Below are 14,266 nucleotides of genomic sequence, written 5' to 3'. Positions count from 1 at the left end.
AACTCGGTGGGTACAAAAGGGTCCAGGTGGGTGCACAAAATACAGGCCTCCGGAACGAAAACAGCCCATCGGCCCAAAGGGGTGTAGAAGAGTGAAGGGGCTAGAACTTGGTGGGGGGGAACTCGGTGGGTACAAAAGGGTCCGGGTGGGTGCACAAAGTACAGGCCCCCGGAACGAAAACAGCCCATCGGTGCAGGAGAATACAGCTAACCCACCGAGCAGGAACACAGGTTCACCGGTGAGAGAAACGCTCAGGCGGGTTGCCTCCCAAAGTTTGGGAGGCAACCCGCCTGAGCGTCGAGGAAGACCTAGGGGTCAGCGCTTCAAGTTCACGAGTTCCTGGAGCAGTTCGTCCGAGGTGGTGATGACGCGGGAGTTCGCCTGGAAACCACGCTGGGCGATGATCAGGTTGGTGAACTCTGCGGACAGGTCAACGTTCGACATTTCGAGCGCGCCACCGACGAGCGATCCACGGCCACCATCTGCGGCGACACCGATCTCCGGGTCACCGGAGTTCACGGACACGCCGTACAGGTTTCCACCCTGCTTCTCCAGACCATTCGGGTTGGCGAAGGTGGCAAGGGAGATACGTCCGATTGCCTCCTTCATGCCATTGGAGAAGGATCCGATGATGGTTCCATCTGCACCTATCTGGAAGGACTGGAGGGCACCAGCCTGCTGGCCGTCACGAGACGCAACCTGGAGAGTGGTGAGGTTCGCGTATCCGGTGGTCGTGCCAAGGTCGATCGCAATGCCGCCAAGGGTGTGCGTGGTTCCGCCGGTTGGCTGTCCGTTGGCGTCAAAGCTCATAGCGGTTGGCCCGAAGGAGTTACCGTTGGGGTCGCTTCCCGATACGTTCCAGGTCATTGCTCCGGCCCCCGGAGCGGTGACCTTCTCGAAGGTCAGGGTGACGATACGGGAGTTTCCGAGCGTGTCGTAGACCTCGATGTCGCGGTTGAGGGTGGTGCCCGCCGCGGCGTCGGATGGCAGGTTTCCGTCAAAGGTGACGCTGGTGGTCTGCGCAGAGCCGTTCAGGGTGGACATGGGCAGTTGCAGCGGGGAGAGGATACCGTTCGGGTCGACCACACCGTTCTGTGCGGCCCAGCCCATCACGAATGCACCTTCCGGGGTAACCAGGTTTCCGTTGGCGTCGAAGTCGAATGCACCGGCGCGGGTGTAGAACTGCTGGTTTCCCTTCTGCACGACGAAGAATCCGTCGCCGGAGATCATGACGTCGGTGGAACGGTTGGTGACCTGTGCTGCACCCTGGGAGAAGTTGGTGGTGATACCTGCGACCTGCACACCGAGACCGACCTGGGCTGGGTTGGTTCCACCGACGTTGCCCTGTGGCGCACCGGAGTTCTGCAGAATCTGGGACAGGGTGTCCTTGAACTGCGTCTGGGAGGACTTGAATCCCGTGGTATTGACGTTTGCGATGTTGTTACCGGTGACGTCAAGCATGGTCTGGTGGGAGCGGAGACCGGAGATACCCGTGAATAGTGAACGTAGCATGTCAGTTTTCCCTTATTGTTCGGGGCCGGCTGGCGGCCAAAGTGATGGTGATGTGCGGGGCGGCGCTGTTAGGCACCGATCCCTGCCTCGGTTGTGGGCGTCGCATCGGTTTCCTCGGACGCGGCTGCGCCTGATCCACTGTCTGCATCACCACTGTCTGGCGTTGTCTCGTCGGTGTCAGTTCCATCGTTGTCTACCGGTGGGACGTAGCCTTCCGTGGCTACGTGCGCAACTGCATCGAGCGGGATTTCCTTATCCCCGATGATGACTGTCGGTACTTCGCCAGCGTAGGCTACCGCGTCAACAATTCCTGTCACTATCGTGTTGTCCTCACCCAGGTAGCTGACCTGCTTTCCGATGAGGTCAGCCGCCGCACTGCGCATTTGGAGCGCAAAGCTCTCGGTCTGGGTGGTGGTCAGTCTGGTGAGCTGTTCCATGGAGGCCAACTGGGCGGTCTGCGCCATCATCTCGTTGGTGTTCATGGGGTTGCTTGGGTCTTGGTACTTGAGTTGCGCCACCAGCAGGGTCATGAAGGTTTCAGAGTCCAGATCCTGTTTGGGGTTGCGAACGCCTGCCGAGCCCGTGTACATGCTGGGTTGGCTTTGCTGTGCGGCATTTACTGCGCCGACGTCAACGCTCATGTGTGTCTCCTTGTATTACGGGCGGGTCAGGCCATGATGTCGACGCCGTGGGCATCTGGGTGGCGGGTGTCTTGGGATGGTGTGGCATCGTTTTCGACGAACTGGGCATTTCCAGCGCCGGCCTGCGCCGCGCTGGGGCTGGCGGTTCCGCGTCCGAATCCGCCTGGACCGAACTGGTCGCGGGCGTCGGATCGTTCGGAGCCGACATCGAGTTGTGCGTTCATTCCGGTGGATTGGAGGTCACGCTTGAGGTCGTTCAGGATGGCTCGCAGCGACTCGCGGGCTCCGTCGGTTGCTCCGATGAGTTCTACCCGGATGCCTTCATGTCCGATGTGCGCACGTACGGTGACGGGCCCGAGGTTCTCGGGGGTCACGTTGACGGTGAACGTGTGCTCTCCTGCGCCAGCCTGGGTAAGGCGTCCGATGGGGCCACGTACCTGTTCGAGCATTCCAGCCGGGGTGTTGGCCGGCGGTGCCGAGGCAACAGAGGCGGGCTCGCTCACCGGTGCGCTCTGGGCTATGACCGGAGCCGTTGCGACGACCGGAGTGGTTGGCACTGGCTGCGGGGTGCTTTGGGCTGCTGCTGGCTGGGATGGAGTGGATTCGCCACCCGGAGCGCTCATTGTGACAACTGGTGTGGTCGGCTCAGCTGCTGCCTGCTGTGTGACGGTGATGCGTGGTCCAGCGTTCTCCTGCACAGGTTGTGGGGCCGCTGGTGGTGTTCCCGGCTGCGGGTTCGCTGGTTGCTGCCGGGTTGGAGCGCCCTCACGCGCTGTGTTGTCTTGCGCGCGGGGTGTTGGAGCGACGGTCTCCGATCCGTCTTCCGTTGGTTCAACGGGAACACCCTGTGGGACGACCTGCGGCGTGGCAGCGTCCTCGCCGAGCTCGGCGGGAACGTTGTCCTGAGCCGGATTGTCCTGCGGTGCGGCCTCTTCAACGACGGGTGCCTGGTCGTTGAGATTTTCTGTCGCCTCCTGCGAGATGATCAGTTCGAAGGCGATCTGCGACTGGTCCACTGGCACCTGTGGTTCCGTTGGAACCACAGTGTCAGTGCTGCTTGCCGACGAGTCTCCAGCTTCCGTGGAGCCTTCATGGGAGGTCTGCTGTTGGGTTTGTTCACCGATTTCCTGGGCGACTTTGGCGTCGAAGTCTGCCGCACGTTCGGATGATCCTGCCGTGCGGCTGTTCGACGGCGTTGCTGGCCCGGAAGCCGTTTGCGCTGGCGCGCCCAGTGTCATCGTTGGCAGGCTCATGCTCCCACTCCCGTCTGTGTGAGTAGGTTCGCGAGGTCAAATGATGTGCGCGATGACACGTTCATGCCCAACAGATCGGCCACTGAGGTCTGTCCTTGAGCCAAGTGGGCGGAAGAAGTTTGCGAGACTGCCGGCGCGTTGTTGGAGTCCAGTACGCGACGGATGGAGGTCGGTGTCTCGTAGACGTCGCGGATGCGGACGTGGTCGCCGGGCTTGGGGGCGTCAATCATCTTGTTGTCGCCGAGGTAGAACCCGATGTGCTTTCCATTCTTGAACACCACGAGGTCACCTGGCTTGGCTTCAGCGAGGGAGTTCACCTTGGTGCCCTCGAGCATCTGTTGGCGCGCGACGCGGGGCATCTCGATACCGAACTGGCCAAGCACGTTCTTGACGAATCCTGAGCAGTCCACGCCGTTCTTGGTGTTTCCGCCCCACTTGTATGGCACGCCGATCCATTCCTTGGCCTTGGCGATCACCTGCGCAGCGGTTGGGCCGTTCGCACTGCTCGTATCACCGACTGCGGTGGTCGTCTGGCTTGGGGTGACGCCAAGGTTTTCGGCGATGGCCTGGTTGAGTGTGCTCGTGTCGATTCCGGCTGAGGCGAGGGACTGGCTGAGAGCGGAGGTGAAGGTTGATGCGCTGGTCGAACCGGTCGAGGTGGCTGAGGTCGTTCCGCCTTGGCTTTGGTAGTCCGTGCTTCCGGGCACGGCAACGATTCCCTGCCCCATTATTCCGCCGCTTGTCGTGAAGGCGGCGTTGTTGAGCGCCGCCATGCGGCTTTCGATGTCCCCAATGCGGGCAACGACTGCGTCAATCGACATCTGAGTCTCCCATGTCCTGGCGCTTGATGTTCTGTGCGATCTCGTCAAGAACGATTGCTTCAGCCCGCAGTTCCTCTGCGTTGACTGCTTCCTTGAACTTCTCCTCGAGTTTTTCCAGTGGCCGTGACTCCTTGCGAGCTGCGGTCCACTGTGAATGTGCTTCGGTGGTCTCGCGGGCGGCAACCTCTGCGAGGGTCATCGCTTCGAGCATCATCGAGCGGCGGGCTGCCTGAGCAGCGATTGACGAGCGCCATAGGCTTTCGTCGTAGTCCCCGCCCAGAGAAGAGCCCATGAGTTCTTCTTGGGCACGCTGTGCTTTCTGATGTGCCCGCAGTTCACGGCGCTGCGCCAGGGCGAGTTCGTTGGCGGCCTCGTCTTCGCGCATTTTGCGAAGGCGTAGGAGGCGGGCCAATGGGTATTGTCTGCTCATGTGTCGTTCCCATCGGCCTGCGCTTCAAGTTGTTGAACCAATTGACGAAGTTTCGCCCACGATTGTTCAGCGGTGGATTCTTCGTCGACAGATTGCGTGAGGAACGCTTTGATCTCGTCTTCGCAGGCCACAGCAGCGTCGACGAGTTTGTTGGTGCCAGGGACATAGGCGCCGACGTCGATGAGGTCTTGCACCGCAGCGCGTGCGGCCATGTGAGTGCGTAGCACCGCGGCATCGCTCTTCTGTTGCGGCGTGGTGACCTTGGTTGCGACGCGGGAGATCGATCCAAGGGCATCGATAGACGGATAGTGGTTGGCGACCGCGAGTTTGCGGTCAAGGACCACGTGTCCATCGAGAATCGATCGTGCGGAGTCGGCGATGGGTTCGTTGTGGTCGTCTCCGTCGACCAGAACCGTGTAGATACCGGTGACGGAGCCGTGCGAGCCTGCTCCGGCTCGTTCAAGCAGATCAGCGAGAACGGAGAAGGTTGATGGTGGATATCCACGGGTCGCCGGCGGTTCGCCAACGGACAGGCCGATCTCACGCTGGGCCATCGCGACACGAGTCAGCGAGTCCATCATGAGCACCACGTCTTGGCCTTGATCACGGAACTGCTGGGCAATCGCGGTTGCAAGGAACGCGGCACGCAGGCGCGCGAGTGCGGGCTGATCGGAGGTCGCAATCACCACGACTGAGCGAGCGAGGCCTTCCGGCCCGAGGTCGTCCTCAAGGAACTCTCTCACTTCACGGCCACGCTCACCGACAAGGGCAATCACGGAGACGGTGGCTTCCGTTCCACGCGCGATCATGGACAACAGGGTCGACTTGCCAACACCGGACCCCGCGAACAGACCGATACGTTGGCCACGCCCAATCGAGGTGAGGGTGTCGAGCGTACGGACACCGACCGACAGCGGGGTGTCGACACGCTGGCGGTTCAGGGGGTGCGGCACGCCCTGTTCCAGGGGACCCATTCTCACATTCGTAAGCGGCCCCTTGCCGTCGAGTGGCCTGCCCGTGCCGTCGAGTACCCGCCCCAAGAGACCAGGACCTGACGGAACCTGCTGGGGTCCCCCCGTTGACACGACTTCTGCCCCAGGGCTCACGCTCGTGAGTGGGCTGAGCGGCATGCAACGCGAGACTGAGCCGTCCACCGCCACAACCTCGACGAGCCCACCGTGGTCGTTCCCACGCGGGTCTTTGATCTCCAGCACGTCGCCGACGGCGCTACCCAAGCCGGCGACGTCTATGGACAGGCCAACTGCACGGCGTACCCGTCCGGTGCGTTGCGGTGCCATCGCCTTTTTGACGCTGCCCCACATCTGACCAGTTGCTACGCCGTGGGATCGGATCAGGGTGTCTGCGGATGTCATGGCGCACCCACGTCCGAACGGCGCTGGCTCACCGGAGTGGCCTCACGTTCCAACTCCATCGCGTGTAGTTCCTCAGAGAGCGCCTCCCGCGCACGATCGAATGCGGTACGCAGCCGAGCGTCGAGGAAACCGTCCTCAAACTCAGAGATCGCATCGCCCCGAGCGAGAGACGCATCCGAGATGATCTCCACGCAGTCGCACCGTCCGCCGAACGCATTCACCACGGCGTCCCAGTGGGCACGTACGAGTTCCGAGTCTTCTGGGGACATGCGGATAGCGGTAATCACCACGTCGTTCGGCACGTTCATGGCGCGCACCAGCGCGGCATGAGCGCCCACGGATAGACCGGACACCTCAGCCGACGGCAATCCAAGGTCAACCCCAACCACACTGGAGGCGAGGTCCAACGCAAGGGAGTAGAGCAATCCGCGGGAATCGTCGAGAAGCGGAAGAACACGCTCGTCAGCAGCGACAACCGCAGCGGCAAGAGCTTGGCTGTGCCGGTTGATCGCCTGAGCGTTCCGGTGCGCCTGATCCTGTGATTCCTGCTGCAAGCGGGCCTTGAGTTCCTCAACCTCGGCAGCCGCGGCACGAGCACCCGCCGCATAGCCAGCCGAGTACCCCAGAGCGCGCGCCTCTTGACGTGCGGACTCAACCCGTTCGTCGGAGATGACTTTCAAAGGTGCGGCTGCAAAGCCGCCCGGGATCTCCCGGTAGCCGGGGTCAGGAGACGTACTCATCTTCCGCATCCCTACGGATTGTGATCTGGCCTGATTCCTCAAGGCGGCGGATGACCTGAACGATGCCTGCGCGGGCCTCTTCCACCTGCGACATACGAACCGCACCGAGGAGGTTGATCTCCTCGAGCAGGTTCTCGCGAGCACGTTCGGACATGTTGCGCAGCACGGCGCTACGCTCGGCCTCGCCTGCACCCTTGAGCGCAAGAGACAGCGTTGCCGTTTCCACGCCACGCAGCACGAGTTGCAGTGCGCGGTCCTCGAGCAGGGTGATGTCCGCGAACACGAACATGCGGGAACGAACCTCGTCTGCCAGGTCCTCGTCGCGCGTGGTCAGACCCTCGAGAATCATCTTCTCCAGGCCTGGGTCCGCGCGGTTGATGATCTCGACCAGCGGGTCCACACCACCAATAGCCGAGGTCTCACGTGGGGTGAGGACCGTGGTGGCCTTGCGGTTCAGCGAGTCGGCGACGATCGAGACGACATCCGGTGCGGCGCGTTCCATCAGGGCAATGCGGTGTGCCACCTCCCCCTGCATGTCAGGGTCGAGGCCGCCCATGATCGCTGATGCGTGTTCAGGGCGAAGGTACACGAGCACAAGAGCCATGGTCTGTGGGTGTTCGCCGCTCAGCAGCGCGAGCACCTGGCGGGCGTCTGCCTGCTGCAGGAACTCAAACGGCTGGCCTGCCATCGAGGACTGCAGCCGATCGAGCATCTCCTCTGCGCGGTCGCCGCCAACGGACGCCTCGAGCAGTTGCTGGGCGAAACCAACGCCGCCGTTTGGCACGTGGCTGACTCCACCAAGCGTGAGCTGGTGAAATTCCTGGATCACCTGGTCCGCAGTGTCCCGGTCCACGCGCTCCATGCGAATGATCTCGGCGGTCAGTTCCTCAATCTCGTTCTCTTCAAAACGAGACAGGATGTTCGCGGCGCGTTCCCGGCCGAGCTGCATCAATACGAGCGCGGCCTTCTGAGTCCCATTGAGGGTGATTGCCGTGGCCATTACCTACCCCCTACGTCCATGAGTTCGCGCAAGTAGTCCGCGACCTGCTCTGGATCCTCATCCGCGAGAGAGACGACGTCCTGACGCTTCTTCTCCGCGGCGACAGCACCAGGGTCTGGAGCCGTTGGCAGTTCTGGGATCGCGGGGAAGTCGATTTGAGCGAGTGCCTCTGCTGCTGCAAGTTCGTTGTCCTGCTGCGACATGAGGCTGAGTTCGCCGAGGTCGAGTGGGGTGACCTCGTCTGCTGCCGGTTCCTCGACACGACGGCGACGTCCAGCGATAATTGCCAGAACGATAACCGCGAGAAGTGCGGCACCCGCGATGATCGCGTTGCGAATCAGTTCGCGCTGCGCGGCGGCGGCCTCGAGTTCCTGAGCCTGCGCCAGCGCCACCTGGGCTGCTTCTGCGGAGGATTTGTCAAACATGATGCGGCTGACATTGACCGTGTCGCCACGTTCCTCGTCGATACCTGCGGCAGTCGCGATTGCAGCCTGTAGGTCCGCCATGTTCATGGCTCCTGCTGCCTGCTGGTCGACCGCGACGGAGATGGACTGACGGCGCAGCGTGCCTGGACCGGTCTGTACGTGCTCGGTCACCTTATCCACAGCGTTTGCACGCTCTTCGGTGGTGTTGGTGTAGTTCCCGGTTCCGCTTTCTTCCCCTTCGGGAACGGCAATGTTGTCGGGGCCAAGCACACCGGTTGCGTTGTTGCCAGTACCTTCGTATTCTTCGTTGGTGGTCCGCTCAGTCAGCGGTTTGGCGTTCTCGTTGGAGTTGAACGTCTCCGATGTGCGTTCGGTGCTTGAGTAGTCGAGTTGCGCTGTCACGGAGACAACCGAGTTTCCGACGCCCACGATGCGGTCAAGCATTGCTTGTACGTTCTGCTGAATTCTGGATTCATACAGGACCGTCTGCTTGTTTCCTGCCGCGACGGAGCCCGCACCGTCAACGTTGGACAGTACGTTTCCTGCGGCGTCGATCACTGCGACGTTGTTCAGTGGCATGCTTTCGATGGAGGCGGACACAAGGTGGGTGATCGCCTGAACCTGGTCATCGCTCAGGGTGGTGCCTGTGCGGGTCTTCACGAAAACGGAGGCCGAGGCATCGGCACGCTCGGACACGAACACCGTGTCAGCAGGCAGGGCAAGTTGAACCGAGGCGGTTTCCACGCCATCCATCGCGTTGATGGTCTTGGCGAGTTCGCCCTCGAGCGCACGCTTGTACGTGACGTCCTGCTGGAACTCCGAGGTGCTCATACCCATGTTGTCAAAGAGTTGGTAACCGCCCTCAGACGATGGCGAGATACCCGAGGAAGCCACGTTCAAACGCAGTTTGTATACCTGGTCAGCCGGAACCATGATGGTGCCGCCACCGTTGGCCAGGTCGTACTTGACGCCCTGGGAGTCGAGTTGCTCCGTGATCGCTGCCGCGTCTGAGGGAGCGAGGTCGGTGTAGAGCGGACGCATCTGAGGCTGGGAGATCCAACTCACGAGTGCAATGATCGCCACTGCGATGATGCCCAGACCGATCAGCGCGAGGGTGCGCTGAGCAACCGTGAACTCTCGGATTGCCGCGATCAGTTTGCTGAACGCGGTGGTGATTTGCTGTGGCATCAGACCTGCATCCTCATGATCTCGTTGAACGCGTCAACTGCCTTGTTCCGGATCGCTGTGGTGAGTTCAAGGGTCACCGCGGATTCAGTCGCCGCAATCGTGTAGTCGTGAATGTCATCGAGGTCGCCGGTCACAGCCTTGATCGCGAGATCAGCGGATACTTCCTGCTTCTGCTGGATGTTGTTCACTGCGCCGGTGAGGGTCGCCGCGAACGTGCTCTCCGTTGCTGCCGCGGCTGCGGTTGCCTGGACCGGCAGGTAGCCCGTCGCGTTTGCCTGGCTGGCCAGAGTCGGGTTGATGCCGCCGAGCAGGTCAGTCATGGACGAACCAATTGCTTCGATACCTGAGATGCTCATCAGCTGCGTCCAATCGTTAGTGCCTGCTCGTAGGTGGAGCGGGCACGCTCCACCACTGCGGCGTTTGCCTGATAGGCACGCTGCGCCATGATGAGTTGCGTCATCTGCGAAGACATGTCAATTTCGGGGTAGCGGACGTAGCCGTCCTCGTTGGCCATGGGGTGGTCTGGTTCGTAGACAACGCGGCCTTCAGCCGTTCCGAGTTCGACGCCGGCAACGCGGGTCCCCTCGGTCTGGGTGGGGTATCCCGCGGCGGTTGCGATGATGTACTTGGCGCGGAAGGCTTCCTCATCCATCGGGCGGACAGTGTTCAGGTTCGACAGGTTGTCAGAGACTGCATCAATCCATTTGCGGTTGACGGTCATTCCGGTCGAGGCGATTCCTAGGGCGTCGAAAGTCATCAGCTAGTCCTCATCGCGGTGCGCAGGTTGGAGAACGTGCCATCGATCGCACGGGTGGCCACCTGGTAGCGCAGCACGGTGTCGATGTTCAACAGGGTTTCAGTGTCGAGGTTGACGTTGTTTCCGTCGAGCCGGGTCGGTTCGAGTGACAACTTCTGGGTAGCCTGTACGGCTCCGTTGCCTCGAGCGACCTGCCGAGCAAGTTCGTCCTCAAATTGGACACGCGTTGCCTGGAAGTTCGGCGTGTTGATGTTCGCTATGTTGTTCGCGATGACGCGCTGGCGTAACGCAAGGCTGTCTGCGGCGCTATTGAGCGCAACGTAGGTCACTGAATCGAACACTGGTGCCCCTGAGTGGTTCGGTGGAGGCGGCCGATCCTTGGCCTACATTGTGTGAGCATTCCTTTGCTGCATCATGCCCATCGGTGCTGTTCACGACCTTATGAGGCTTTTTAGGGGACCACTCCCCATTATTATTTTTGCGGCTAAACAAAGGCGCTGATCAAGACGGCTATTTCACCCGAAAAACATGTATATCAACCGCGTTCAGATTGGCGACGATTCGGTCATTTTTCGGCGCAGGGGCGTTCCAGCCCACTCGCATACCGCCCGATGGGCCAAAAATGTTCCGAGTACCCACACTTTCTTTACCCACCCGGACCCTTTTATGCCCTCCGAGTCAATGGGGCAAAAATGTTCCGGGTATGCATTCAGCCACCCGGAATGTTTTCAGCCCATCAAGTTTCAGGGGCGCGGTGGCGGGGATACCTCCCCGGGTGTTTGGGCACGCCGCCCGATGGACCGACACAGCATCATCCACGGTGACGGCAGACACGTCCCGCTTCACTCCCACCAATCCGGAGGGGCGAAATACATCCGAGTGCGCACACTTTATTCAGCCAACCGGACGATTTTGACCCCAACGAGTTTTGAGATGCGGTACGAGAGGTGGCGCTTAGTCTCCGTTAGCCGCTGGCGTCAAGGTAGACAGGAGCGTCTGCCATACGAGTACTTGAGGCAGAGACCACTCCCAGGTGAATACGGATCTCCACTTGAACCTCACGGACACGAGCAACGAGGGAGTTCTGACGGTCAAGAAGCGCACTGGTACGTTCCGCGTACTCCTGCGGAAGCTGTCCCAGTCTCGCAATATCCGCGGAGGCAAATGCGTCCTCAGCGGTTAACTGCTCAATGCTTGAGGGCACATCAGTGCCATCCTCGTCCTGCTCTGCAGACGTGAACATGTCATCAAGGGCACGTTCCACGAGATCCAGTGAGTTCTCAAGTTCGTCGAGGTATTCGCTCCACGTGCGAGCCGAGGAAATGGCCACTATGCCACACCTAGATCGCCAAGGCCGCCGCTGGAACTACCTACTGGTTTAGGAGCAGATTCCTGGGCAAGCGAGGCCGCAGCCTCGTGCCAGGCCATACGCAGCGGATCGATGATCTCGCGGCACTCCTTGATGTCGTCAATGTCCTTTGAGGCATTGGCCGCCATGAGCGCTGAGAACAAGTGGAGATAGAGCGCCTGCAAACTCTTGGCTCCTTCCCACGCATTGACGTCGAGCGTACCCATGAGTTCTTGGACGATATCCTGAGCATGTGTCAGGTGGGTGCTTGCACCACCGAGCTCGCCAGTCTCGATGGACTTGGTCGCACGGTCGAGGTCGAGCACCATGCGGTCGTAAAGCATAGTCACGAGCCGCGCTGGGCTCGCGCTCATCACCGCGTCATGCAGAAACTGCTCACGCTGCTCTGAGGAAATGGACATGTGTGATCCTTACAGGGGTGCCAAAGCTTCTTAACTGCTGTGTTGGGAGACGTCAGCTGCTGCTGTTGAGGTTGGCCAACTGGCTCAGTTGGCCGGACAGTTGCGACATTGTGCCCTGCATCTTTGACAGGGCAACTTCCATGGCCGTGTAGGTGGCTTTCAATGACTCTTCACGCAGTTTGAGGCGGCGATCCCAGTCCTCAATCTGCTTACTGTATTCGGACGAGAGCGTCTGCTGACTTTCGATCCGTTTGGTGATTGAACCCTCGTACTTGTCCGAAGCGGCGCTGGCTACGGCCTCGACTCGTGAACCGAGTTCAGTAAGAAACGCTTGCGTGCCTTCAGGATCAGCTGTGAGCGCTTCGGTGAACTTGGCCTCATCGAATACAAAGGTTCCATCTTTTTGGATGTCGATTCCGATTACAGATGGCGATTTGCCATCTACCGGATAGGACAGTGCGTTAGAAATCTGGGAGGTTAGCAGCCGGGCTTGCGCGTCACCGGTAAAAAGGCCACCGGTAGTTTTTGTGTTGCTACCAGTACCCGTGGTGGTGATGGAGGACCGTGAGGAGATCTCACTCAGTACTTGGCCAACCTGACTCACCAGGTTCGAGGCAAGCTTAGTGATTGCGGCAGTGTCTTGATTGACCGTCAGTGAAGTGGGTTCATCATCGGCTGCGTGGACCTTGGCTACGGTAAGCGATACGCCACCGGCGAGGTCTGTGAAGGTGTTCGAGGAACTTGTGACTATGGAATCAGCCAACCCCATTCCTGGCCACAGCTCGATTTCAGCGTCTTGGGCGTCTTTGAGATTTTGCAGGGTCACAGAGCCGTCACCCGAGGTAATCTCAAATTGTCCTGCCGCAACACCGGTTTTGGTGTTGGTGAGTTGCAAGCGTGAACCGTCGCCAGTTGTGATGACCGAAGCTCGAAGTCCTGAGTTACCCTTTGTGATGGCATCCGCAATATCCGAGAGCGTAGCGTCCTCAGCAACGTCGATGGACCATTCTTTGAAAGAATCCGTGTCCTGCGTACCCGTTGTGAACGTAAACTTGCCGTCGGTGACGAGGGTTTGAGCGTCTGCAACTTTGCTAGTCAGAGCGGAACGTCCTTGGGCCAGATGGTTCACTTTGAAGGTGAGGTCTGTTGTGCTCGCCGATGTGGAAGCAGTAGCGCTCGCGTGATTCGAGGAAACGGTAGTAGTCCATTTGGAGAAGGCGTCTGCTGTGGTGAGGTTCTTCGCGTTGTCTGCAAGCGAAGAGACTTTGGCGTTAAGTGCTTGCAGGGCGGTAACAAAGTTGTTGGTGGAACTCTGCTTTTGTTTGAGGTAGGTCTGCGGAACTGCCTCTAGTTGCATGAGTCCTTCAATAATCTCTGCGGTTTTGAGACCCGATGCAATTCCACCGATGGACATTCCCATGTCTAACTCCAAAGCGTCTAGGAGAACGTGTGACTATACACCTCATCGGTGTTGTCTTCCGTTTTATTAGGAGGAAACACCGCACCCAATGTCATGTCTGGCACCACACACCCAACGTGTAGTCAGGTGCGGGAAAACGTAGGGAGGGTGTTCCGTCTGAACGGAACACCCTCCCTATAAGGCTTTGACCAAATGCCAGCCCAGATCAGCGTAGGAGTGAAAGAACACCCTGAGGAATCTGGTTAGCCTGAGCCAACATCGCCGTACCAGCCTGAGACAGAATCTGGTTCTTGGTGAAGTTCATCATCTCCTGCGCCATGTCCGTGTCACGGATACGGCTCTCAGAAGCAGACAGGTTCTCCACTGCAACGTTGATGTTCTTGATCGTGTGCTCAAACCGGTTCTGGTAAGCACCAAGCTCAGCACGAGCAGTCGACACGTCGGCGATCAATGCATCAATCGTGTTGACAGATGCCTGAGCGTTCACGTGATTGCTCACATCAAATGCATCGATGGTGTCATTCGCGCCAGGTGTGCCAGGCACAGCGTTCAGTGTGACGACGAAGTCGGAGCCGTCCATTGCAATCGAGTGAGTCGAAGGCAGTGCAGCAGCGAGTGAACTCAAAGTCTCTGAGCCATCTGTGGCAAGATCCGTATTGCCGTTCAGCGTGTTAATCCACCCTGCGATTACATCAACGTCAGCGTCCCTGGTGGCTTCCGAAGCTGGGGTACCAGGAGTTCCGCCTGCACCAGGAACAATCGTTCCGGTTGCAGCAACGTTACCGGTCACCGAGTCGAATCCAAGTGAAGCAGCGATGCTCGAAACGTTTGCCTTAGCGAGGTCAACGGTGATTGCCGAGGCAGTGTCACCATCAGCACCAACCTGGAAGGTCAGCGTGGTGCCACCAGCACCATTGACGTCACCATTCAGAAGCT

General features: G+C 59.8%; 16 protein-coding genes. All 16 read right to left on the bottom strand.

Going from position 1 to position 14,266, the window contains the following annotated elements:
- Positions 1 to 315: 315 nt before the first annotated feature.
- Positions 316 to 1,512 (bottom strand): flagellar hook protein FlgE, encoded by a 1,197-nt coding sequence (locus tag ACFSYH_RS14025; protein ID WP_377467921.1) that lies wholly within the window; start codon positions 1,510 to 1,512, stop codon positions 316 to 318.
- A 68-nt stretch (positions 1,513 to 1,580) separates the two neighbouring features.
- Complete coding sequence (locus tag ACFSYH_RS14020; protein WP_377467919.1) at positions 1,581 to 2,153, bottom strand: flagellar hook capping FlgD N-terminal domain-containing protein; 573 nt, start codon at positions 2,151 to 2,153, stop codon at positions 1,581 to 1,583.
- A 26-nt stretch (positions 2,154 to 2,179) separates the two neighbouring features.
- Complete coding sequence (locus tag ACFSYH_RS14015; protein ID WP_377467916.1) at positions 2,180 to 3,406, bottom strand: flagellar hook-length control protein FliK; 1,227 nt, start codon at positions 3,404 to 3,406, stop codon at positions 2,180 to 2,182.
- Complete coding sequence (locus ACFSYH_RS14010; protein WP_377467914.1) at positions 3,403 to 4,227, bottom strand: C40 family peptidase; 825 nt, start codon at positions 4,225 to 4,227, stop codon at positions 3,403 to 3,405. Before ACFSYH_RS14010 ends, ACFSYH_RS14015 begins: the two co-directional genes overlap by 4 nt.
- Complete coding sequence (locus ACFSYH_RS14005) at positions 4,217 to 4,657, bottom strand: flagellar export protein FliJ (protein WP_377467911.1); 441 nt, start codon at positions 4,655 to 4,657, stop codon at positions 4,217 to 4,219. Before ACFSYH_RS14005 ends, ACFSYH_RS14010 begins: the two co-directional genes overlap by 11 nt.
- On the bottom strand, positions 4,654 to 6,030 hold the full coding sequence (locus tag ACFSYH_RS14000) for a FliI/YscN family ATPase (RefSeq protein ID WP_377467909.1): 1,377 nt from the start codon (positions 6,028 to 6,030) through the stop codon (positions 4,654 to 4,656). The genes ACFSYH_RS14005 and ACFSYH_RS14000 overlap by 4 nt, the downstream gene beginning before the upstream one ends.
- Complete coding sequence (locus tag ACFSYH_RS13995) at positions 6,027 to 6,770, bottom strand: FliH/SctL family protein (RefSeq protein WP_377467907.1); 744 nt, start codon at positions 6,768 to 6,770, stop codon at positions 6,027 to 6,029. Before ACFSYH_RS13995 ends, ACFSYH_RS14000 begins: the two co-directional genes overlap by 4 nt.
- A complete protein-coding gene (fliG, locus tag ACFSYH_RS13990; protein WP_377467905.1) occupies positions 6,754 to 7,770 on the bottom strand; it encodes a flagellar motor switch protein FliG in 1,017 nt (338 codons plus the stop codon). The genes ACFSYH_RS13995 and fliG overlap by 17 nt, the downstream gene beginning before the upstream one ends.
- Positions 7,770 to 9,383, bottom strand: coding sequence for a flagellar basal-body MS-ring/collar protein FliF (fliF, locus tag ACFSYH_RS13985; RefSeq protein ID WP_377467903.1), 1,614 nt, complete (start codon positions 9,381 to 9,383; stop codon positions 7,770 to 7,772). Before fliF ends, fliG begins: the two co-directional genes overlap by 1 nt.
- Positions 9,383 to 9,739 (bottom strand): flagellar hook-basal body complex protein FliE, encoded by a 357-nt coding sequence (fliE, locus tag ACFSYH_RS13980; RefSeq protein ID WP_377467901.1) that lies wholly within the window; start codon positions 9,737 to 9,739, stop codon positions 9,383 to 9,385. The genes fliF and fliE overlap by 1 nt, the downstream gene beginning before the upstream one ends.
- Positions 9,739 to 10,140 (bottom strand): flagellar basal body rod protein FlgC, encoded by a 402-nt coding sequence (flgC, locus tag ACFSYH_RS13975; protein WP_377467899.1) that lies wholly within the window; start codon positions 10,138 to 10,140, stop codon positions 9,739 to 9,741. The genes fliE and flgC overlap by 1 nt, the downstream gene beginning before the upstream one ends.
- Positions 10,140 to 10,481, bottom strand: a complete 342-nt coding sequence (locus ACFSYH_RS13970; RefSeq protein ID WP_377467897.1) for a flagellar basal body rod protein FlgB — start codon at positions 10,479 to 10,481, stop codon at positions 10,140 to 10,142. The genes flgC and ACFSYH_RS13970 overlap by 1 nt, the downstream gene beginning before the upstream one ends.
- Before the next feature lie 623 nt (positions 10,482 to 11,104).
- Positions 11,105 to 11,470 carry a hypothetical protein gene (locus ACFSYH_RS13965; RefSeq protein WP_377467895.1) on the bottom strand — a complete coding sequence of 122 codons (366 nt, stop codon included), beginning with the start codon at positions 11,468 to 11,470 and terminating at the stop codon, positions 11,105 to 11,107.
- A complete protein-coding gene (gene fliS / locus ACFSYH_RS13960) occupies positions 11,470 to 11,910 on the bottom strand; it encodes a flagellar export chaperone FliS (RefSeq protein ID WP_377467893.1) in 441 nt (146 codons plus the stop codon). Before fliS ends, ACFSYH_RS13965 begins: the two co-directional genes overlap by 1 nt.
- A gap of 52 nt (positions 11,911 to 11,962) precedes the next feature.
- Positions 11,963 to 13,330, bottom strand: a complete 1,368-nt coding sequence (gene fliD, locus ACFSYH_RS13955; RefSeq protein WP_377467891.1) for a flagellar filament capping protein FliD — start codon at positions 13,328 to 13,330, stop codon at positions 11,963 to 11,965.
- Positions 13,331 to 13,535: 205 nt separating this feature from the next.
- Positions 13,536 to 14,266 (bottom strand): flagellin (locus tag ACFSYH_RS13950; protein WP_377467889.1); only part of this gene is annotated, 731 nt, incomplete at its 5' end.

This window comes from Populibacterium corticicola, from assembly GCF_042683685.1.
Lineage (GTDB): Bacteria > Actinomycetota > Actinomycetes > Actinomycetales > Cellulomonadaceae > Timonella > Timonella corticicola.
The sequence above is the reverse complement of the archived record's forward strand: the minus strand, read 5'-3'. Positions and strand labels throughout refer to the sequence as shown.